At 50.7% G+C, this 19,873-nt stretch carries 33 protein-coding genes; 2 read left to right on the top strand and 31 right to left on the bottom strand.

Annotated features, from left to right (window positions below):
• The 5 genes from PSF28_RS22290 to PSF28_RS22270 all read right to left on the bottom strand — a co-directional run.
• Positions 1 to 2,370, bottom strand: a 2,370-nt coding sequence (locus PSF28_RS22290) for an alanine-zipper protein (protein ID WP_272685654.1), incomplete at its 3' end; no start/stop codon positions are given.
• A 198-nt stretch (positions 2,371 to 2,568) separates the two neighbouring features.
• Positions 2,569 to 3,036, bottom strand: a complete 468-nt coding sequence (locus PSF28_RS22285) for a hypothetical protein (RefSeq protein ID WP_131680429.1) — start codon at positions 3,034 to 3,036, stop codon at positions 2,569 to 2,571.
• A gap of 715 nt (positions 3,037 to 3,751) precedes the next feature.
• Positions 3,752 to 4,147, bottom strand: a complete 396-nt coding sequence (locus PSF28_RS22280; RefSeq protein WP_131680428.1) for a hypothetical protein — start codon at positions 4,145 to 4,147, stop codon at positions 3,752 to 3,754.
• A gap of 163 nt (positions 4,148 to 4,310) precedes the next feature.
• Complete coding sequence (locus tag PSF28_RS22275; RefSeq protein WP_136135456.1) at positions 4,311 to 4,532, bottom strand: hypothetical protein; 222 nt, start codon at positions 4,530 to 4,532, stop codon at positions 4,311 to 4,313.
• 546 nt (positions 4,533 to 5,078) lie between these two features.
• The gene (locus tag PSF28_RS22270) at positions 5,079 to 5,249 is read right to left on the bottom strand and encodes a hypothetical protein (protein ID WP_163768363.1); all 171 of its coding nucleotides are present in this window, start codon (positions 5,247 to 5,249) and stop codon (positions 5,079 to 5,081) included.
• Positions 5,250 to 5,579: 330 nt separating this feature from the next.
• Between PSF28_RS22270 and PSF28_RS22265 the strand changes: the two genes are divergently transcribed.
• A complete protein-coding gene (locus tag PSF28_RS22265; RefSeq protein ID WP_255468643.1) occupies positions 5,580 to 5,714 on the top strand; it encodes a hypothetical protein in 135 nt (44 codons plus the stop codon).
• A gap of 151 nt (positions 5,715 to 5,865) precedes the next feature.
• On the opposite strand, the gene PSF28_RS22260 is transcribed toward PSF28_RS22265, so the two are convergent.
• The 5 genes from PSF28_RS22260 to PSF28_RS22240 form a co-directional block, all read right to left on the bottom strand.
• Positions 5,866 to 6,219 carry a hypothetical protein gene (locus PSF28_RS22260; RefSeq protein ID WP_094962649.1) on the bottom strand — a complete coding sequence of 118 codons (354 nt, stop codon included), beginning with the start codon at positions 6,217 to 6,219 and terminating at the stop codon, positions 5,866 to 5,868.
• A complete protein-coding gene (locus PSF28_RS22255; RefSeq protein ID WP_094962648.1) occupies positions 6,212 to 6,520 on the bottom strand; it encodes a hypothetical protein in 309 nt (102 codons plus the stop codon). The genes PSF28_RS22260 and PSF28_RS22255 overlap by 8 nt, the downstream gene beginning before the upstream one ends.
• Complete coding sequence (locus tag PSF28_RS22250) at positions 6,510 to 7,259, bottom strand: hypothetical protein (protein WP_094962647.1); 750 nt, start codon at positions 7,257 to 7,259, stop codon at positions 6,510 to 6,512. Before PSF28_RS22250 ends, PSF28_RS22255 begins: the two co-directional genes overlap by 11 nt.
• Positions 7,259 to 7,504, bottom strand: a complete 246-nt coding sequence (locus PSF28_RS22245; RefSeq protein ID WP_094962646.1) for a hypothetical protein — start codon at positions 7,502 to 7,504, stop codon at positions 7,259 to 7,261. The genes PSF28_RS22250 and PSF28_RS22245 overlap by 1 nt, the downstream gene beginning before the upstream one ends.
• Before the next feature lie 108 nt (positions 7,505 to 7,612).
• On the bottom strand, positions 7,613 to 7,852 hold the full coding sequence (locus tag PSF28_RS22240) for a hypothetical protein (protein WP_094962645.1): 240 nt from the start codon (positions 7,850 to 7,852) through the stop codon (positions 7,613 to 7,615).
• A 277-nt stretch (positions 7,853 to 8,129) separates the two neighbouring features.
• Between PSF28_RS22240 and traA the strand changes: the two genes are divergently transcribed.
• Positions 8,130 to 8,459, top strand: coding sequence for a TraA family conjugative transfer protein (gene traA / locus PSF28_RS22235; RefSeq protein ID WP_094962644.1), 330 nt, complete (start codon positions 8,130 to 8,132; stop codon positions 8,457 to 8,459).
• 82 nt (positions 8,460 to 8,541) lie between these two features.
• Here the strand turns inward: traA and PSF28_RS22230 are convergent, their stop codons facing one another.
• The 21 genes from PSF28_RS22230 to PSF28_RS22130 all read right to left on the bottom strand — a co-directional run bounded on the left by PSF28_RS22230 (position 8,542) and on the right by PSF28_RS22130 (position 19,727).
• Complete coding sequence (locus PSF28_RS22230) at positions 8,542 to 9,165, bottom strand: hypothetical protein (RefSeq protein ID WP_131680425.1); 624 nt, start codon at positions 9,163 to 9,165, stop codon at positions 8,542 to 8,544.
• Positions 9,162 to 9,578: a hypothetical protein gene (locus PSF28_RS22225; protein ID WP_094962642.1), complete on the bottom strand. Its 417-nt coding sequence runs from the start codon at positions 9,576 to 9,578 to the stop codon at positions 9,162 to 9,164. The genes PSF28_RS22230 and PSF28_RS22225 overlap by 4 nt, the downstream gene beginning before the upstream one ends.
• 81 nt (positions 9,579 to 9,659) lie before the next feature.
• The gene (locus PSF28_RS22220; protein ID WP_180359562.1) at positions 9,660 to 10,121 is read right to left on the bottom strand and encodes a hypothetical protein; all 462 of its coding nucleotides are present in this window, start codon (positions 10,119 to 10,121) and stop codon (positions 9,660 to 9,662) included.
• A 161-nt stretch (positions 10,122 to 10,282) separates the two neighbouring features.
• Positions 10,283 to 10,870 (bottom strand): hypothetical protein, encoded by a 588-nt coding sequence (locus PSF28_RS22215; RefSeq protein WP_136135458.1) that lies wholly within the window; start codon positions 10,868 to 10,870, stop codon positions 10,283 to 10,285.
• A gap of 105 nt (positions 10,871 to 10,975) precedes the next feature.
• The gene (locus PSF28_RS22210; RefSeq protein WP_131680423.1) at positions 10,976 to 11,434 is read right to left on the bottom strand and encodes a hypothetical protein; all 459 of its coding nucleotides are present in this window, start codon (positions 11,432 to 11,434) and stop codon (positions 10,976 to 10,978) included.
• Positions 11,424 to 12,002, bottom strand: a complete 579-nt coding sequence (locus PSF28_RS22205; protein WP_094962637.1) for a hypothetical protein — start codon at positions 12,000 to 12,002, stop codon at positions 11,424 to 11,426. Before PSF28_RS22205 ends, PSF28_RS22210 begins: the two co-directional genes overlap by 11 nt.
• A gap of 71 nt (positions 12,003 to 12,073) precedes the next feature.
• Positions 12,074 to 12,637, bottom strand: a complete 564-nt coding sequence (locus PSF28_RS22200) for a hypothetical protein (protein WP_131680421.1) — start codon at positions 12,635 to 12,637, stop codon at positions 12,074 to 12,076.
• Between the two features lie 146 nt (positions 12,638 to 12,783).
• Entirely contained in the window at positions 12,784 to 13,173 is a 390-nt protein-coding gene (locus PSF28_RS22195; protein WP_131680420.1) for a hypothetical protein, read from the bottom strand.
• Positions 13,174 to 13,213: 40 nt separating this feature from the next.
• Positions 13,214 to 13,495 (bottom strand): hypothetical protein, encoded by a 282-nt coding sequence (locus PSF28_RS22190; RefSeq protein WP_131680419.1) that lies wholly within the window; start codon positions 13,493 to 13,495, stop codon positions 13,214 to 13,216.
• An 86-nt stretch (positions 13,496 to 13,581) separates the two neighbouring features.
• Positions 13,582 to 14,094 carry a GNAT family N-acetyltransferase gene (locus PSF28_RS22185; protein WP_131680418.1) on the bottom strand — a complete coding sequence of 171 codons (513 nt, stop codon included), beginning with the start codon at positions 14,092 to 14,094 and terminating at the stop codon, positions 13,582 to 13,584.
• Positions 14,091 to 14,378, bottom strand: coding sequence for a type II toxin-antitoxin system TacA family antitoxin (locus tag PSF28_RS22180; protein WP_131680417.1), 288 nt, complete (start codon positions 14,376 to 14,378; stop codon positions 14,091 to 14,093). Before PSF28_RS22180 ends, PSF28_RS22185 begins: the two co-directional genes overlap by 4 nt.
• A gap of 178 nt (positions 14,379 to 14,556) precedes the next feature.
• Positions 14,557 to 15,168, bottom strand: a complete 612-nt coding sequence (locus tag PSF28_RS22175) for a hypothetical protein (RefSeq protein WP_131680416.1) — start codon at positions 15,166 to 15,168, stop codon at positions 14,557 to 14,559.
• Positions 15,165 to 15,725 carry a hypothetical protein gene (locus tag PSF28_RS22170; RefSeq protein WP_131680415.1) on the bottom strand — a complete coding sequence of 187 codons (561 nt, stop codon included), beginning with the start codon at positions 15,723 to 15,725 and terminating at the stop codon, positions 15,165 to 15,167. Before PSF28_RS22170 ends, PSF28_RS22175 begins: the two co-directional genes overlap by 4 nt.
• Positions 15,712 to 16,053 (bottom strand): hypothetical protein, encoded by a 342-nt coding sequence (locus PSF28_RS22165; RefSeq protein WP_131680414.1) that lies wholly within the window; start codon positions 16,051 to 16,053, stop codon positions 15,712 to 15,714. The genes PSF28_RS22170 and PSF28_RS22165 overlap by 14 nt, the downstream gene beginning before the upstream one ends.
• Positions 16,050 to 16,535, bottom strand: coding sequence for a hypothetical protein (locus PSF28_RS22160; RefSeq protein ID WP_131680413.1), 486 nt, complete (start codon positions 16,533 to 16,535; stop codon positions 16,050 to 16,052). Before PSF28_RS22160 ends, PSF28_RS22165 begins: the two co-directional genes overlap by 4 nt.
• Before the next feature lie 26 nt (positions 16,536 to 16,561).
• Complete coding sequence (locus tag PSF28_RS22155; RefSeq protein WP_131680412.1) at positions 16,562 to 16,885, bottom strand: hypothetical protein; 324 nt, start codon at positions 16,883 to 16,885, stop codon at positions 16,562 to 16,564.
• Positions 16,872 to 17,303, bottom strand: coding sequence for a hypothetical protein (locus tag PSF28_RS22150; RefSeq protein ID WP_131680411.1), 432 nt, complete (start codon positions 17,301 to 17,303; stop codon positions 16,872 to 16,874). The genes PSF28_RS22155 and PSF28_RS22150 overlap by 14 nt, the downstream gene beginning before the upstream one ends.
• 257 nt (positions 17,304 to 17,560) lie before the next feature.
• Positions 17,561 to 18,118, bottom strand: coding sequence for a morphogenetic protein (locus PSF28_RS22145; RefSeq protein ID WP_131680409.1), 558 nt, complete (start codon positions 18,116 to 18,118; stop codon positions 17,561 to 17,563).
• On the bottom strand, positions 18,115 to 18,579 hold the full coding sequence (locus tag PSF28_RS22140) for an ASCH domain-containing protein (RefSeq protein ID WP_131680408.1): 465 nt from the start codon (positions 18,577 to 18,579) through the stop codon (positions 18,115 to 18,117). The genes PSF28_RS22145 and PSF28_RS22140 overlap by 4 nt, the downstream gene beginning before the upstream one ends.
• Positions 18,576 to 18,878, bottom strand: a complete 303-nt coding sequence (locus PSF28_RS22135) for a hypothetical protein (RefSeq protein WP_131680407.1) — start codon at positions 18,876 to 18,878, stop codon at positions 18,576 to 18,578. Before PSF28_RS22135 ends, PSF28_RS22140 begins: the two co-directional genes overlap by 4 nt.
• Positions 18,879 to 19,031: 153 nt before the next feature.
• Positions 19,032 to 19,727, bottom strand: coding sequence for a hypothetical protein (locus PSF28_RS22130; RefSeq protein WP_131680406.1), 696 nt, complete (start codon positions 19,725 to 19,727; stop codon positions 19,032 to 19,034).
• Between the last annotated feature and the right edge of the window lie 146 nt (positions 19,728 to 19,873).

Genomic DNA, 19,873 nt, shown 5'->3' with positions numbered 1-19,873 from the left:
CGATTGGGCTTTATCTGCACTCATTTGTGCATTGTCTGCCGTTGCTTGTGCCTTATCGGCAGAAGCTTGAGCGCCATCCGCTTTTTTATTTGCCTGGTCGGCTGATGCTTGGGCGTTATCAGCTGAGACCTGAGCATTGCCTGCGGAATTAAGGGCCAGATCGGCAGTGGATTGCGCTTTATCAGCGCTGGATTGGGCTGCATCGGCTTTGTTCCCGGCATCGGTCGCGGTAGATTGTGCCTTATCAGCAGAGGCCTGCGCCTGATCAGCTTTCCCGCTGGCATCGTTGGCGGTGCTCTGGGCTTTGTCCGCAGCCGATTGCGCCTTATCTGCGCTGGACTGAGCTGCGTCCGCTTTGTTTCCGGCATCGGTCGCGGTTGATTGAGCTTTATCGGCCGAGGCCTGTGCCTGATCGGCTTTCCCGCTGGCATCGTTGGCGGTGCTCTGGGCTTTGTCCGCAGACGACTGCGCCTTATCAGCGCTGGACTGAGCTGCGTCCGCTTTGTTTCCGGCATCGGTCGCGGTTGATTGAGCTTTATCGGCCGAGACCTGTGCCTGATCGGCTTTCCCGCTGGCATCGTTGGCTGTGCCCTGTGCTTTGTCCGCAGAAGACTGTGCCTTGTCTGCACTGGATTGCGCGGCATCGGCCTTATTCCCTGCCTCGGTCGCGGTTGATTGAGCTTTATCGGCCGATGCCTGCGCCTGATCGGCTTTCCCGCTGGCATCGTTGGCGGTTTCCTGGGCTTTGACCGCAGCCGATTGCGCCTTATCAGCGCTGGACTGAGCGGCATCCGCTTTGTTTCCAGCATCGGTCGCGGTTGTCTGAGCCTTATCCGCCGAGGCCTGTGCCTGATCAGCTTTCCCGCTGGCATCGTTGGCAGTGATCTGGGCTTTATCCGCAGATGACTGTGCCTTGTCTGCACTGGATTGCGCGGCGTCCGCTTTGTTCCCAGCATCGGTCGCGGTTGATTGAGCCTTATCCGCCGAGGCCTGTGCCTGATCAGCTTTCCCGCTGGCATCGTTGGCAGTGATCTGGGCTTTATCCGCAGATGACTGTGCCTTGTCTGCACTGGATTGCGCAGCGTCCGCTTTGTTCCCAGCATCGGTCGCGGTTGATTGAGCTTTATCGGCCGAGGCCTGCGCCTGATCGGCTTTCCCGCTGGCGTCGTTGGCTGTCGCCTGAGCTTTATCTGCACTGGATTGAGCCGCATCAGCTTTTGCGTTCGCTTCTCTTGCGGCGGAAAGTGCGCTATCAGCTTTACTATCAGCGCTGTTTGCCGTTGCCTGAGCCTGCCCTGCCGCATCTTGCGCCTTAATGGCGTTGGCATTAGCTTCCCCGGCCGATGTTAGAGCTTGATCTGCTTTACTTGCTGCGGTCTTTGACGCTGCCTCTGCTTCAACGGCCTTCTTGGCAGCGTTATCAGCTTTTGCGTTGGCATCTTCAGCAACATCAGCTGCGTAATTGGCTGCATCCTGGGCGTTATTTGCCACACCCAGTGCCTCTTTCGCTTTTTTGTCCACAACATCGAGCTGATTTTTATTAACAGCATCAGTGCCGCTTGTACCTTCTGCTACCGATGTGATTTGACGTTCGTTGCCGTAATCACCAACGGAGACCGAATTTTTACGGTTCGTGACGCTACCATTGCCGATCGCAACGGAATCTTCGTAAGTTGAGCGCGCAGTTATACCGATCGCCACTCCACCTTTATCAGCGTTAGCACCATAGCCAACCGCGATACCGCCATTACCCGCCGACGCAACGGAACCAAGCGCCACAGAGCCCTGCCCCGAACGTCCGGAGCTGATTGTTTTCGACTGAGCACCGATCGCCACACCATAGTTGGAATTTTCGCTATTCGAGCCCTGACCTAATGCAACACCGTTAAAACCACCTTTAGAACCAGCGCCGATCGCCACACCTAACGTCTTACTGGATTCACCACCGATCACAATGGCCTCTTCGCCAGCGGTCGCTTTATTGCCCAGGATGATGGCCCCGGAATTAGCCTTGTTACCGTTCCCGATGATCAGACGTGACTTGTCAGTGGAAGTACCATAGAGCTGGGTAATGTTTTCGTCACCGATGACGATCGAAGCGTCATGCTGAGAATCGTTGTTATTACCGACTACGACACCTTTTTTACCTTCCACCACCTTGTTGTTTTCGCCGATGTTAATGGCTGGTGACTCCGCAAACGAGGTCCCAGTGAAAACGCCTGCAACCATTAGCGATAGCATGACTTTGTTCAGTCGTTTTACCAAAACTTTGTTCTCAGGCATTGATGCCAGAGACTTGCCCGCATTGGAACGACCTTTGCTGGCCAAACTGCTTTTACTGTTCTCTTTCAACCAAGAACTGATCGACATGTACTTACTCCACTGGGTTAACGTAAAACGGCGTAATTGCCTTTCATGCACGGAATGGCACCAAGGAAATTATAAAAAAGCAGGTATATCTATTTACAGGGAAAAGCCCCTCAAAACGGGCTCGTTTTCGGTCGGAAATTTTCTATAAAAAAGCCAGCAAAAGCTGGCCCTTTGGATTCTTTTAACACTAAGAAAAGGTTATGGTTTTTTCAAATCTATCAAATCAATGCACTTTACTATGGCGTTAAACTGTCGTTCTTCAGATGACACATACTTACTGTGATTTTGTTTCTGCTTTTCTGTTAATTCTTTCCTTGGAATAGTCTCGACGTATTGGGCGTATTTAAATCGAATGCAGGCATACAAACTCAGCGTCAGGACCACACCGAGGCAAGCTATGACCGTCCATAGGTTCGGGAGTTCTCGGTAGAATGGAAAAATAATTGCGTATGCAATAAACAGATTGCGTACTACGATATGCGCTTTCCGTAGGGCAATAGAGGGTAGGCTCGTCGCTTGCCATAGGGTGCGTTCTTGGCTACTTCTAACCTTATTCATTGCCAACCATGATGAAGATATGCCGATCATTGTAATCACCATAAATCCAACCATCAAAATGGCTATTGATTCAGGAAGGTATGCGAAAAAGCTGAAGTAATTAGACATCTTGACCTCGTTAGGTAGGAAAAACACACAGAAACATCTGGCTCAACTAGCGGCATCTTTCAATTCTGCTTTAGCGCGAGATGTCAGAGACATGTTTTCTCCAAGTTGTAGGAAGAAGATTTGAACGTTGGGGGGGCAAATGACAGCGGTGCTGGGTGCCTCCCAGTGAGTTGACCGTATCAAGTCAACTCGCCAATTCGGAGGAGTAAAGCTGCAATACAGGCCCCTGCGCTTAGCGGGATTCACCGCTGCCATTTGAGATAAGTATAATTACTCAGTTCAATTGACTGACAAAGAAAAAAGGCCATCGAATTGCTGGCCTTTTCCTTGTAGGTGGCATGTTTGGTGGCGGTCGCGGCTCCGTTATCCCTCAAACCCCCAAAAGTACCTTGGGGAGATCATCGAACTAACATAGGGATGGGGTGTTAAAACCCCTCCCCTATGTCATTCCGAGCCCATTCCTCGGGCTTTGTGGGTCGCCTGATAATAGTCCCTATTTTATCCGGGCGAACAGTGTGGGTTCGCTGAGAGCTCACCCAGGGTGCTGTGGCATCCTTCCCACAAGGCTGGTTTATGTGACCAGCCCAGATCGCGCCGGGGGCGCTCATCAATTCTTGGGGAACATGCCCGAAAAGGCGGCTTGGCAGGAAAAAGATTCAAAGGAAAATAAAAAGGAGAGCCTGAGTTCCCCTTTGATGCATTGCATAACCAGTTATTACATTGAGCCGTATCCGAAAACACCACCAGCGGACAGTTGACCACCAATCGTATGGTCATAAACCATCTGGAACATGGTGTCATTCATCTTTTGGACTTCATTGCTGCAACCATAGCGGCGTAACGGCGCGGTCTCGATGTCTTCTTCGACGAAGTCTTCTTCCTCGTCGTCGTAGTAGTAGTGCGTAACGGCCAGGTGAGCGATAGCGCTGAGATCTTCCTCTTCGGTGAAGCGAATACCCTGGCGCTCGTACTCCAACTCTTCTAGCTCTTCCTGAGTGAAGAACTCTGGTTGCTCTTCTTCAAAATCGACCTGGATATCAGACACAAAACTGGTTGAATGTGCTTTTGCTTTACGATTACGACCGAACAGGTTTTTGATGCTGATTGCCATTTTTGTGCCCTCCAAATCTGTAAATGTGTTTGTTTTTAACTAAGATAATTATCTCACACCCGCAGATCTGACGAAGGAAATCGGACAAAAAACATCTTTTTTTTGAATAAAAAAAGAGCTCTGAACAGGCCAGAACTCTCAATTTTTAAGAATACAGTAAGGCTTATTTGGGGTTTCGTTTAGCGGCCATTGGGCTGGCTTTCACGGGTAACGGGTCACCTTCCCCTACACCCAAGGCGGATCGAACCAGGCTGGCATTAACCTGATCTATGACGTCGCTTTGGGTGCAGCACTTGAAAGTGACGCGATGATGACAGTTCGCCTGGATAGTGGCGCTTGGGTCGATGGAGTTGCGGACATGTTCTTTAAATGCTTCGCTTTGCATGATGGCCTCCTGTAAGTAGAGACTTCATTATGTCCCGCTGTAACCGGTTAACGAAGTACGATCACCATTCCCGGCGTGTCGGCGTTGTATCCCTCGGCTCATGAGACAGACGGCAGCTAACACTACCATCAGCCCTCACGGTTAGAGTGGCTGTATCTGGTTCTCCTCTGGAATTACGCACAGCTACATTCACGCGGCCATATCCAGGAAGGATGAGGAATATCCTGTTTGTGCTTTCGGTCAGAGTAAGCCCCCTTTCTTCCAGAGCGGCGAGAGCTTTTTTAAACGTGGAGTCTGTCATCGCGCCTGTCATTTTGAAAAGGATAGTTGGCAAATGAAATCATATGTTCGATTTTTGCGCAACCCTTACCCTCACCCCAAATCACCCTCAGGGTTAAGGGTATTACCCTCAGGGTGATTATCATGGTAGCCGCTTTGAGTGGAATCGAAGGCAAAAAAAAAGCCCCCTAGCCGGGAGCTAAACACCGTCAGTGCTCTACGCTGACGGTAATGGACTAGGCGTTACCCCGACCCCTTGGGATTGAGTTACTTCAGTGGCTGAACACCGAACAGGACGCCGCAATACACCAGGCCGAACACCATCAGAGCGAAGAGAACAGCGCTGGTGGCCTCATGCATGATTACTGCATTGATGACGCTTGCTGCGCGGGCTTTAATGGCATCAAATGAACGGTTGCGAACAGCTTGAGCTTTCATGATGACTCCTAATTGCGTGTTAGTTTTCTTACCTTGTGCAATTAGTTTCGCCCTACCCGATCAGCTGACGAAGGCTCTACAACCCTATTGCGGTCTATATTTTCAAAAACAATGTAGCGCTCTGAAAATGCCTCATTTCTCAACGCAAATCGTCACGTATGCCCCACAGGAACCGCAGCAGTAATCATTGATGTAGCGGCCGTCGTCAGTCCAGTTATTGGCACCACAAGTACATCGGAGCACTCTTATCTTCCCTGCGGGGATCGCCACACTGGGGAAATCCTGAACGTATGCGCCACCGTCAAAGTTGAATGCGGTCACTTTGACTGTATGACGACGTCCGTTATAGGCGGTATAGCGAAAGTACAGATCCCTGGTCGTTATGGTTCCGGCACCTTGTTTGATAGCTTCAGGCATAGCAGTTCCTTATATACAGGTCCAGATGATGAACAAGATGGCTACTAACCACATGAAAATGAACCCTGATACGCCATCTGTAAAAAAGGAAAAAAGCATCTTGATACCATTTCAAAGGGGTGGATACCCTAATTATAGGGGGAATGCGGCGGTGACGAAAAAAGGAGACAAGGTCGCTCATTGTGAGCGACCTGGAAAGTTAACGCGATTTTTTTCTCTGGACGGTGAGCAACGTATACCGATTGCCGCAAGGTTCGCAGTTAGCTTTCATAGAGCCGGAACGAACCTGCTTCAGTACCCCGCCACACTTCGGGCAGGGCACATCACGAACACGCTCTTGCATTCGTTGGTTGATGGCCTCAGTTCGTTGTTCTCGCGCCGGGTCAGATTGCCGCTTTACCGCTGGGATGTCGTACCCTAACGCTTTGGCTACGCGGCGATACTCCTTGCTGATCCATTTACCGCCCGGCTCGTGATGGAGGCCGTCGCCCATCATATCACCCAGGCGGATTAGCTGCCGGTGTAGATCGGCCTTATCGCTGGCTTCACTCATCGCGTTTCCCCTGTATAGCCACCAGCTTAACGGACAGTTCGCCAGCGCGCTGAACAGCATCACAATACCGGCCATGTAGTTTGGTGTATTTGCGGCAAACTGTGCTCAGCACATCCATAACCTGTGATTTATCCATCTCACCGATACGGTCCCACAGCAACACGACACTTTCTGGGGACGTCTGCTTGTCCTCTTGACGGCGAGCCAGGAGCTCTTCGGCGATGATACGCAGCAACGAATTTTCAGGTTCGTATTTGCAGATATCGATCAGTTGCTCTTCCCCCATCACTTCATTTTTCATCGGGCTTTCCTTCTGGTTCCGCATCCAGAGCCGCTTCGTAGATGGATAAGGCTATACCGCCGCAGCAACGGGCTTCTTTTGCGATCGCCTCACCGATCTCATCGGTCATTTCACGCGGCATGGCCTTGTATTGAGGCGCGGGCACCGCTGCTTTCAATACCACCAGCTTATCCAGGGTGGAGATATCATCGGGCAGCATATTCGGGCTGTCTTTGAAGATCATGTGCCGACGGTCTTTCGTGACATACCCAACGTGCTCACACTCCACGTTAATGCGCGGAGCCTGCGCCATCATGGCTGCGTAATCGTCCGGGTGAACCCCTGCCATTACGGCAAACGCCATCTCTTCAGTTTGGCGTTTAGGCGCAAGCATGAAGCCTTCCGGCACAGCGAACAATGGGATCGCTGGGCGTGCAAGCTCGGCGCGCGCCTGCCATACACGCCATAGCCCAGAGATAAAAGCCTTCTCGTCAGCTTCAGTGACCGCACCGCTTTTGTCGGCAGAGTAGTCAGAAGCCAGCATGGCGTTAAAGGCTTGGCGTTCGTTAATTTGCCCCGTGCTGTTTAAAGCCGTAGCCTGCAATTGTGCAGTAAGGTCGTGCAACGCGGTTGTGATCTGCTCCACCAGCGTATGGTGCATGACGGTTTCGCCGCTACTGGTAACCGCAGCACAGCCTTTGATGTGATTGAGGTGAATAGCTAGGCGAGCGATCTCGTCCATACGTTCAACTGAAAGCATTACTCTTCCCCTTGGTCAAACATGATGCGTGAATATTTGGCCGTGCTTGATACTTCCAGCCAGCCGTTGCAACGTTGCTCAGAGATGAAGGACAGGCGCGCCGTATGCTGGTACTGACTCCCCCTCACTTCTTCGATGGTGTCTTCAGAAAAGAACATAGCGCGGCCACAATGTGGGCATTTGCAACCCCATTGACCATCGGCGCGCCCAATGCGTGTAACCTCTCGGATTTCTTCGCTTGCCACTGTTACCCCCTATGGGTGGAATGAACCTTCATTATCAGCTGAGTCATACCTATGACGAAAAAAAGCCCGACAATGTCGAGCCTTTAAAAGAGTTTTCCGCTGAGATTATCAGCGCCAGGTGTAGATGATGGTTTTGCCTACAACCTGCGTTTTGTCCACTTTGGAGTAGGTCGTTTCTTCTTCGACGCTTTGCAGCCGATCGGCTACGTTTGCGACAGGTTTACCTTTAGCGGTTATCAGGTGCGCCGGTTCGACGATTTCACCCACAAAACGGATCACACCGTCATACGCAGCTGCGGTGGTTGCAGCCAGCATAAAGATAGAGCCAACGAGCAGTTTTTTCAGCATATACAGGTCCTCAGTGGTTTTCGTTGTCGTGTTGCTTTGGAATTTCAGTATCACCCCGCCCTTTCAGCTGACGAAGGGTATTCTCGTTAAAATTTTTGATTTCTTCTGGTCACGGACGAAAGTCACTTTTTCTTGCGAAACTGCGTGGCTTAAGGGGGAGCTATTTTGCTGCCTCGACGGGCTAAGCTCGGTATATTTGCAATGCTCACTGCTTGATACTGCAAGGTGATCAGGTGATCACACAAGCTTTCAATGAATTTATTTAAGGATGTACACGATGAGAATACTCACTACCAGCAAAATTAAATCAGTTATGGCCGCCACTGCCGTTCTGGCGCTGGGCGTGACCACTGCATATGCTGAGGATGGTTTTGATGATGTTTACTACGGTGCAGGATGGGATTCGGTATGGGAAGTTATTTACACATATATGCAGGGGTCTTTAGGCCGTATTCTTGTGGGATTGATTGCTCTCGTAGGGACGGCTGCTGCTGTCATTCGCCAGTCATTGATGACTTTCGCTGTTGCGATCGGAGCGGCCTTGGGCTTGTCCTTCGGACCTGGGGTTATCCTTGAAATAATGCTTCCGGGTGCTACATATGCGTGACTTAACCAAACCGTTGAGATAAAGCAGCGTGTTGAATTAGGTAAAAAAGGGGCGTAGAGCCCCTTTAATTTTGCTGGTGGTTTTAGCGGGGCGTGAACCCAGCCAGATAGACGATAAAGTCAGGCAGGCTCAACGATGCGACCCACTGACTTTCCTGTGCGTGTTTCGCCTGGTACATCTCAGCCTCAGCAATAAGCGTTGCGCTCCAGCCAGCCAGATCAGGATGTAGCACCTTCAGTTCGTCCCCACGCGCAGCCAGAATTTGGCTGTCCATGCCTACACCGTAATCTGGGATACGCACACCGCAGTAGTCTATCAATTCACTGTTGGCTAACAGGTCCGCACGCGTGGCGTCTTTACCATAGAGGTGAGCAGGCAACACCTTCGCCTCCAGACTATTCAACATCCGTTGGATCATGGCCGGGTTAAAGGTTTCAATGAAGGCCATGTCTTCCTGGCTTACGCTGACACACGGCACGCCATCAGGGGCTCGGAAGGCCGAAATGATATCGCCGTCCTTGCCGGATTCTACGCAGCTCAGCCTTGCGTTACTATTGCTCGTGAACCACTTCCAGTTTTTTTGCGTTGCCGCTTCCGCGACCCGGCGAAGTGTAGCGATCTCATCCAGTGTGTATTGGAGACACTGTTGGCTTTTACCGGGCAATCCACCTGGCCCGAATTTGGGGGCGATAACTTGGTTGGTCAATTGAGGCACTCCTTGTCGTTGATGTTGTCTTTTGGGAAGAGAACGGATTTTCCGAGCGAAACATAGATAAACCCGCAAATGCTGGCTACGAGCCCGGCAATGAAAAATTCGGTTAATAGGGTAGACATAATTTCCCCTGTCCCTGTCAAAGACCCGATCGCTCCAACCATGCACAAGAACATGTAAAAAATAAGCATATTGAAATTGAGCCGTTTATTGATGGCTTCAACCTTCATACCCCCCCAAATTACGGTGAACAAAACCACACCAGCCCCAGCGCCATACGCCATGTACGACATGCGCAGCCTGTGCTCCATCAAAGCAACGACGACATCAACCGACATGAAAACCAAAAAATATAAACCGGTTGCTGCCCAAAAAATCTTTTCATCGTCCAGGCGCATTTTCTTCATGATAACCTCTGTTAATTTTGGCTTCAGGAAAGCCGTATTGATTGAGCCAGCCCGACCATAGCGATCGGGCTGGTGGACTGGTTAGTTCGATTCCGGATTGAGAATCGACTTACCGGTACTGACATAGAGCGCTGATATGCCACACATGACAAACCCAGCGATAAAGATGATCAATGGGTAGTAGGAACGGTTGGCGTAAGATACGGGCTCCCCTAAATAGGAATAGATAAAAACGATAGGCAAGCTCGCGAGTACCGCAGTAAGCAAAACGATGCCTTGATACTGCCTGACCACGGCGAATTTCATCAGTCCTTTATAGGTCGAAAAACAAAGGACGCCAGCAGGTACACCGCATAGGATGTAATCCTGTACCGATCGGTCGTGAAGCACTGCACTGACCGTTTCCAGCACTGTGAAAACTGCACAGATCACCATAACGCCGAACCAGATACGCTTTTCTTTTTTAAGGTCGTTCGATGACATGCTCTTTTGCCCCCTATCGAAGTTCACTGCCAGGCTGCTCCGCAGCCAGACGATAGCCACCGCGCTTACCGTTGAAGCGTTCGGCACTTGCCCAAACTGTCCGGCCGCTAGGGCTTTTGATGCGGATCCCCTTAGGCCCGGAGACTGATACAACCTCCAGCACCTCAATGCGGCGTAACGGAGTATATCGAGGGTCAACTTCTTCCCAGATCTGCCCCGGTTTAATTTCCAGCATTTTCACCACCTTGTTTTGCGAGTTGATTTTGAAGGTCACGAATTGTGGTTTCGTGAATTTTACGTTCATTGCGGATGAGTTCCCGCTCGTGATAGAGGGATTTCTCCTGAAGCTCAACCTCTTTTTCCCGGCGGTCCAGTTCTTTGATCCGTTCGGCCAGAGCGTTTTCCTTTTCGCTGCCACCCTGCAAAAGTTGGCTAACCTGCGCCTGAGAGCTCTCATAATTTCGCTTCCAGTTTTCGCAGCTGGTTAGCGCCTCTTGTAATTGCTTATGCAGAGCGCCAAATGAGTTCCCTACGCCTTCAGAAATGGCGTAAAGCGGGGTGACGGCATAACCGTCCATCGCTTCGTCAACGCCTTCTGACCAGCGTTTCAGCTCGCGCTCGCATTCCTCTCGGGTAAATGCCTGGGTATCACCGCCGATTTCTTCGACTTTGCCGTGGCAAGTAATGCTGAACATGGCCGGTTCAGCGCAGATGATATCCAGCAACTGCCGGGCAATCTGGTGTGCTACGTGATTTTTGCCATACTCAGCAAGAACCTGGTTCAGGGTAGCGATACTGACAGTCATCATTTCCTCTTCTGTTGTCAGTGATGAGAGTATTGATTATCCGGGAAGGGAGCCAGGTAACGAAAAAAAAGCCCGAACGACTCGGGCTTTTGCTGGTGGGTAATCTGGTTAGGTTTTTTCTCGGCACCCTTCCTTTACTTGGTACTCTCGGTAATAATCGGGGTACTCACCACTCATCCTGCTTTCAAGCACCCCCGCATCGTATAGTCGTTCGCAACGATATTGCGGCCGAAGGATATACAGGCTCATAGGCTTAAACCAACCTTCAGGTAAGACCCATAACGCATCCAGGTCGGCTTTCGTCAGGTTCGCGGCTTTATCTTTTGGGATCTGCATTGATGTTATCACGCGGGTCTTCAGGGCTAATTTGCTTAGCTTAGGATTTTTGGCGGTGATCATCTCCACCAGCGTCATGATAACCGCAGACAAACCGCCCAATTCTTCAAGCTGTCCCAGCAATACGGCGGATGCCTCAAGCACCTCGCTATCGCTTCCTGAAGTTCGCGCTTGCTCGCCACGTTGGGCAGCAGTCAGCAACTGCGCCAGCTGATCAGGGCTATACGTCATAGTCCAAATCCTCAGCGGAGTTATCAGACTCGGCAGCATTAAACGGCAGCGCCTCTTGGTGCTCTTCTGCGGTAAACTGATGCACTGGACTCGCCATTTTACCGGCACCAGCGCTGAGCAGTGTCAGACCTTGTTTCGGCGCGCATAAACCTGGAATACTCTGGCCGAGGAAAAGTTTCACCGGTGTGATGTGATCAGCAACATCGGCCATGCTGTTGTAGGTTGTAGCCACTTCCTGCACGACGGCTTCTTCACCGACACAGCACTCATCAAAGAACGGCCCACCGTCAGCGGTCATCAGTCCCCACATGAAAGGCACCGTAGCCGCGTTATCGCGCGCCTTTTTCAGCTCGGCAACTTCGGCCTCGCTTTTCTTCAGGCTGTCGATCGCTTCAGTTAAAATAGCGTTGTAACGCTCTGCCTTTGCTTCCAATTCCGCTAAGGCGTCAGCGACCAGCATAGGGGTAGCCGTGCTAGCCCAGGCTCTGGTTGTTCCACCTGCGTGATAAATCGGGAGTGCCAGCTCGATAGCTTCTTTTAATTTCGAAACCGCGTTCTCTTTTTGCATGATTTTTGCCTTAAAAATGGGTAAAGAAATTTTAATTCACATAACGCGTCATGCACGGCGCATGTTCATGGTCACTTGCCTTCCTCGGCCTTGCGCACTCGCTGGATGAGGCCAATAACGGCCTGCGGGTGTACGGCAGCGATATAGTTGCCATTTTTGTTACGCTGAACGCCTTCGACATCACCTTTGATTTCCCCGCTCACCATGCAGGTGATGATACCGGCATCTTCAGCGTCATAATCGTCAATCCGATCTGGCTCGCCGAATTCGATTGTGGTTACACGCGGGTCATAGCGCCACGGCCCTTTGGTCGCTTCTCGCGCTAGCTGCTCCATTTCGGTGAGATCGTCACAGCGAGCGATGGCGGACTCTTCCACCAGCTGAATGAGTTGAAGGATAACGTTTGGACCCAGAGCACCCAGATACTGAACCAGCGCGCTGCGTTCATGACGGTTGAACTCTGTATTCTCAAAACCGGGATCGTCAATCAGACAGCGGTCGTCACCTTCATCGCCGCTGAACAGCATTTGATAGCTGGTTTCCGGGAATGGCTTATTGCTCCATGAAGCATGAAAAGACTTAATGGGGCAGGCCGCTGCCAGGCGCTTCAGTTTTTCGATGAGTTCTTGGTTCATTTGTGCTCCTAACTCTGCGTTTCAAAATTACTCGGCTGGTGGATATAGGCTCATTATCCTGGCTTTTGACCGCTGACAAAGAAAAGCCCGGACATTGCCGGGCTCAGTTCGTGCTTGCTGATGAAGGCGAACTGCTTTCATTGGATTTACTTTTTGAACAAACGCGAGATTAACCTGGCACCGAATTTATCCAGGCCGTCCAGTTGCTTGTTGATGACCTGTGACAGTGTATGCAATGACAGAAGACTCATACCTACGAATACGCAGGCGAACAGTAATGCGATGCATCCGGCACCACCAATAACGAGATAACCCCAAAACGTCGTAGGGGCTTCAATGATGGTCAGGCAACCGGGCTCAGGTTGCCATTGGCATGAAAATCCCCTGAGTGCATAAGGGAAAGCATCAAGCCCGTTCATAACGGTCGTAATCAGCCATCCTGCACCGAAGAGCAATGCCACTCCAGCACAGAGCAGCAGGAAGATGAAAGCCACCCCCACTCCCCTAGGTAATTGACCGCTTCGTTTGGAAGTCATTACAGCCTCTCGATTTTGACAGCGATACTCTGCGTTTGGTTTATGACTGCGCCTTTGCGGAGGCGATACCAGTGAATTGCAGCCCTGCCTTTCTCAGCCAGAAGGCGACTGCTTTTTCAACGGCATCTTTGGCTGAGGCCATATCAGGATAATGCCCCAGATCGCCTTTGAGTCCCGGCAGGCTGCAACGCGTCGCATAAGAATTACCGGCACGGGCTTGGGTGGCATCGTAGTAGGCTGACCCGATCTTAAACTGGCCCATGTAGAGTTGTTCGCCTTGGTTCCACCGGCTTTCGCTCGGCTTCCAGATGAGAGTAGTCATTGAAGTGTCTCGCGATGAAAAAGGTGCTTTTATTATGCGAGCAGTAAGACGGTTGACGAAAAAAAAGCCCGAAATTCCGGGCTTGGTCAGTTCGGGTGAATACCCATAGCGAGTTGCAGATCGCTGAGCGTTATCATTAGCATCATCGGGTCGAGCGGCGAAGGCAGGAAGCCAATATGCTCATAGAACCGTTTAGCATCATCAGTAAGAGCGTGAACCACCACCCCTCTAATGCCCACCAGCACTGAGGCCTGAATAACGCGATGACAGGCATCTTTAACAAGCCCTCTTCCGATCCCAAGGCCTTTAGCCCTTGTATCAACCGCCAGCCTGCCGAGTAGAATGACGGGAATATCGGTGGGCATATTACGGCGGAATCGACCAACGGCTTGATTGGTGCTGACGACCCCTGTTGACAGAGCATAATATCCCATCACCTGGTTATCCGAAGTGGTCACAAAAGTGCGCGACGCTCCGGAGTTTTGATTACTCATCGCCCGGTTTTTTAGCCAGAGATCTAACGCCTCTTCTCCAGAGGAAAAACCTTCCAGCAGATGGTCTGATTTGAGTGGTTCAGGTGCTGTTAGCTTCAATGTCATTCCTCCCAAGGGGATTTAGACATCATTGTTTTTCGTAGTGCCTCATTGCTCCCAGGCGCGGCATCAAGCTGGTTGATAAATTCCTGGTAAACTTCGGGACTGACGTTGATGACTCGCAGATCTGCCAGCGTTTCTTCAGCTGCACGTCGAGCGGCTTCCAGAACAAATTCGGTACGGTTTTTCCCCACTGCATTCGCGGCACGGTCGATCAGGATTTTGTCTTCTGGCTTTATTCTCAGGTTCAGTGATGAACGTGTTACGGCCACATTATTTTGAGTTGGCATATTAACCTCCCAATTGATTACTTTCATTGCTAAGTATACAGGAGTGTAATGTCGTTGTCATTACGCTTGGTATGGGTGCTTTGGTTGGTCTACAAAAGCACCTCTGATACGGGGTTGTTTTGTGCAGTAAAAAGCCCGACGTGAGCCGGGCTTGCTGGTGGCGTGGGCACTATCAACCTTACGAAGTGTGGCGTGGCCTGCTCATCAGTTGCTTAAGTGCATCCGTTGGAGCCACTGGTGAGTCAATCAGATCCGTTAACTGTTCCCACGCATCGGGGCAAAGTTGTTTGCTATTATCCTGCGCAGCTGGCGCGCCGGAAGCAGTGCCTGATAATGGCAGCATAGCAGCCCGGCAGGATAACCACTGTTCCCAGCGGGACTGAACGGATTTATCAGCGTAACCCAGACCAGATTTTTTCAGTGCGGTACCGTTATCACTTTCCTGTTCGCTGCGCTCAAAAGCAACTCGTAACGTCGCAATATCAGGTAAGGCTGTAACCGGGAGCTCGGTAACGTTGCACAACGCAGCACGCAGGCCGACCTTGATTTCTTCCAGTTCGTCGTTACCAATACTGCCGTCAGTCAGCGCGTGGTGAAAATCGAGCGCCATCCCGTCAGTCACTTGCAGCGGCTTCGGCTCCTGGCTCGCCAGCCCCTTCCACCCTTCCCACATGGCCGCAGCCATCATAAACCAGACGTTGCCACAGCCGTCTTTTTTGTGGTCGAAGAACCAGTCCACAAAGTCCATCGACATGGCGTTATCTTTGGCAAACTGCTCACGTTCGGTCATGCTACTGTTTCCTCTGACTGCCCGGCCAAAGCCAGGTGCTGTTGCAGTGCAGCCCGAACGATGTCAAACATGCTATTCAGGCGGATAAAGGCCGGGTTCGGTATCGTCGGCCACGGCAGGTACCACGGTTCGGTGCTAAAGTATGGCACTTCACTGATCACTGAAGAATAGCCACAGACTGTGCTTTTGATATCGTCAGATCCGTCGATTTCTTCCCAGCACACACGGGCTTGGTCTTTGGATATTTCCCCTTCCCGGCGCAGGCGCAGCACTTCACTGAACATGAAACGCATATTCGCCTCATTGTCATTGTCGATTTCGCTGCTCACGTTACCGGCCATGTTGGTGATCAGGTAGTCGTTCCCGCAGTCACAGAAAAACTGCTCAACGGAGCGGTCGCTCATTGCATACCAGGCAGAGGTCCACGCTTTACCCTCGCAGGTAACCGTAATGCGACCACGCCCTGGCCCATAGTTTTCAGTCATGACGCGGATCGGATCAAAGTCAAGCAGCTCACTGATTTCGAGGCTCAGCACCTTGGTCTCAGTTATTTTCATCGTCGGCATCTCCCACCAGGTTGTTCTGTTCGAACTCGGCATGAATTTCTGCCCAGCGCTCTTCTTTGGTCATGGTTGAAACAACAGCCGCGTGATGCGCCGGATCCAGCACAAAAACATCTTCATCCGGGTGAGCATCAACCTCCCGTTCAATCACCACATCCTCCGCTTTGCGTGCGTCGTACATGATGTTGTCGTACACGTAGGCATGTTTGCGGGGGTTGCCCAGGATCACGTAGTGGAACGGCACCTTAAAACTATAGAGCACGGCCACATCACCCGGTTGCAGATCACGCCATTTCTTGGCGCGGTAGCGTAGCTTGGTCACTCCTTACCTCCTTCAGACAAAACAACTTCCGGCGCGGCACCCATCACCGCAGCATACTGACGGGTAGCGATATCAATATCGTCTTCCGTCTTTTTCGCTGACTTCGGCCCGTTGTCAGGGTGGCGCAGGTATTCGCGATAAGTGGCCGGCGACTGAACAGCAAGCATCGCCCGCAGCTGTTCGTCGGTTGGCTTTTTCGGTACCAGCATGAACCCGACAGGAATATGCAGTGCTGGTGGAGCGGCAAACACGGCGACCGGATTTTGGATGCGATCGGCGCGGTCAGCCGGATAAATGAAGCCCTTACCGTTTTCGGCATAACCCAAAGGTGGGGCTTCCTTCAGTTCGGCCAGTTCTTCCAGTGCATCAGCGTTGTCCCGCAACCGCTTAGTGTTTTCGGAATACCCCATGTCTTCCCAGCGCAACGCCTCCAGACGAAATGCCGCAGCGCGCGTTTTTAACTGCTCTACTGTCATTGCCATTACGACTTCCTGTTTTATTACGTCAATTATTTGGTGCTTTGCCTTTCATACAGTTCACGGAATTGGTGTGAACCATCGGAGTGCATTGCCCGCATACGTTGGTACAGCGATTCGTTAGGAATGGAATGCCAGGCGCTCCACATACTGCGATCGGACGAGCAATAGCGGTATTGATACTCCGCAACCGGCATAGGTGCAGTTGCCCGGTACAGCTGAGCCTCTACTGCGGCCTTTTCACGGCGTGCAGTGTCCAGGTCTGCCTGAAGCTGTAGAACCCAGCGCGCGAGCTCACCTTTTTCATCCCGAAGGAGGCTCAGTTCCTGAAGCAAGAATTTGTCAATTTTGTCCATCAGCGGCAAACCCTTTCTTAGTAAAGAAGGCCAACCCTTCGGTATACATCTGCTTCAGCTCGACCGAATCAGGCTCTGCGGCGCACTCAGGCGACCATTTCGCCATGTCGGACAGTCCAACCACCAGCTTTTTAACGATCACGCGCTGGATGTATTCGCGGCGCTCTTCCAGCAGCCAGGCTGAGGCCTCAGTCATGTAAAAATGCAGAGTCTTGGCGAAACCCACCAACTCAGTCGTTTCTGCGCGGCCAGCCAGGTAGTCGCATCGCGCGATCGCAATGCTCAGACCATCTTCAGTCAGCGCATAGGAACTATCACCCTCTGAGTGGGTTACGCCGGACTTCATCACGCTGTAAGCGCCTTTATCGCGTAACACCCAGAACTTGCCGTTCTCGTGAACAATGTCTTTTTCCCGCATCGGGTATTACTCCTGTTTTACAGCCGGATCGAAGTCGGTTGACCGGAACGAACGGCAGGTGTTGAATATTGCCCAGCATTTGGGGCAGTTAACTTTTGAGCCACGAGGTGCGGGTTTGGTTTCCATCGCAGTGTCACTCAGGCCACCATCAAGCCCGCACAACGTTGTATATCCACCACCAGCGCCCACGTCACCCGTAGGCAGGTGAACATGCTCCTCTCCGGCGTCTTCCAGTAAAGTCACAACAACCAGACGGCTCATCGGGCATCGTCCACGATTTTAAAGTCGATCACCCAAACCATCGGATTGGCTTTCCAGCTATCAACACCGTGGATTACTGACCACTTGCGCCCGAAAACATCGGCCAGGCAGTCCCCGCTACGTGTATCCCGGATAGAACAGCCTTCTCTCAAGGCGTCTGCATCGCTGATATCACGGAGGCGTTCAATACGCACCTCTGTAATCTCCAGAGTGATACGCGACTCAAACTGTGTCATTTGCTGTGCCGGGAACCAGCGCTTAACTTTATTGGCCGCGCCATCTTCCAGATCTGCCCGATAAACCAGGCGCACACCGCAGTCGCCATAGGTTTCGCGAATCCACAGCCGATCGCCTACATGTCCAAAACGGCAGAAAAACGTCGGCCCAAACTTGGGTGGCAAAACCTTATCCACCAGCGCACGCTGGCGTTTAGTCAGGGATTCCGGGAACGTGTCGAGGCAGATTTCTTTGATCAGTTGGCGGGTTTGAACCTTTTGACCGCTGCGGATAGCCCGGACTTGCTCATCGGTGAAATTGATAGGGAAGAGTTTCATTCTTTTTTATCCTGCGAACATGCTGCTTTGATTTCGGTATCATCCGTGTGGTCATTAGGCACAAGCAGGCTGAAGACCGCATGTGGACGAAGGCCTGTCTCGAAAAAGCTCAGGCGGCCACGGATAGAGACTGGCTTCAGCGTTTTGGCATCCGCCAGCGTGAAGCCTTTCGGCCCGAAGAACCACGGAGATTCGCTTTCTTCGACACAGCCAGTGATAGTCGCTACGCCGATAATCGCGCCGTAAGAAAAATACTTTCTTTCAGGCAACATCAGGGAGTGACCGAATTTGGCGCGTAGGATTTCCTTCGCCTTTTCCATATCGGTCTTGGATGCCAGCTGCGCGCTGGCGTGAATGAGAATCGGCCCGCGCTGGTGGGTGTTCCAGCTGCGGTTTTCGATGTCCTTGTGACCGTGAGTGATCAGCCACGCCCACGGTTGGCGGATGGATAAGGCCTTCATGCTTTGGCATCCTTGGCTTCAGAACGTTCAGCGGCACTCAGAATGGCTTCCACCACGGATTGTGCAATAACTGAGCTACCCAGACCGCCGACATATTTCACGATCTGTTCACGAAACGCTACCGCACCCAGAGCGGTGACCGTTTGGCTTATTTCAGCACGCTGCGCTGCGTCAATCACTTCATCAGCCCAATCGCGGTCGAACCCAGGCATTGCAGGCAGAGATGCCACAACATCAGACGGCAGCGCGTCGATGTAGTCGCGCATTGCGATGACAACTTCCAAAAGTTCGTTTTTCATGTCTGATCCTTATCGCGCTGGTGGCGCATGAATTATTGACGGATTGAGTGGCGGTGCTGCTTGCTGTATAACCAGTATCACCCTAACCCAGAAGCTGACAAAATTTTAGACAAAAAAAAGAGGCTTACGCCTCTGTGGTTTTTATCAGTAAGATCACAAAATATTAAAAGTTTTTAATAACTTATATACAGAATGTGATTCTATTTCTTTTAGTTTATTTTGTAGGAATTCCTTTTGTCTGACCTCTATTTCATATTTCTTCATTATTGATTTAAGATAATCAGGAAAAGCATCTATTCTTTCTATGTTTCCGTCATGCTCTTTTAAAAAATTTTTATTGTCAACAAGACCACTAACAAGCATTTTCTTGGAAAACCCACTTATTTTATTGTCGTCCCTATATTCAAATTCAATTCCAAATTGTTCATAGAAACGGTTTCGCCTATTTTTATTTTCGGACATTCCATTCGTAGCATCGACATCTGATAATCTTATCTTCTTCACAGCAGCTTCTGGCCACTGACGAACCCATTCTATAACACAGCTCATAAGCAAAGACCCTATACGCATCCCTTTAACAGCTTCTAGGTGTACATTTCCATTTGTCAGGCTAACTTCATTTTCGTGTTTGTTATAATGAGCTTCAAATATTCCATCTTTTTTTTCTCCATTAATATTCAAGTATGTATATGACAAATTGAATATTAAAATTCCTTGAGCATGATCTTGTTTAGTGGAGCTTTCAATAAGTAGCCAGCCATTTAACTCTTTTTTCTTATGTGAATTATAAACTTCATATGTTCGAACGTATTGCTCTTGTAGATTAGCTGGCTCTACAAAGGTTTTCATTAGAACTACATCCTGCATGTTAAACACCTATTTAATTAAATTAGCTAATGTTAGTTGGAGTAATTTAAAAACATATTATATTTATCATAACTAAACGCCCACTTTCACAAAGCAATAAATATATAAAAAGGGACCTTAGTCCCTTT

This window comes from Providencia sp. PROV130 (assembly GCF_028482225.1).
In the GTDB taxonomy this organism is placed as follows: domain Bacteria; phylum Pseudomonadota; class Gammaproteobacteria; order Enterobacterales; family Enterobacteriaceae; genus Providencia; species Providencia rettgeri.
Note: the sequence above shows the minus strand (reverse complement) of the source record. Positions and strands in the feature narration are given on the sequence as shown.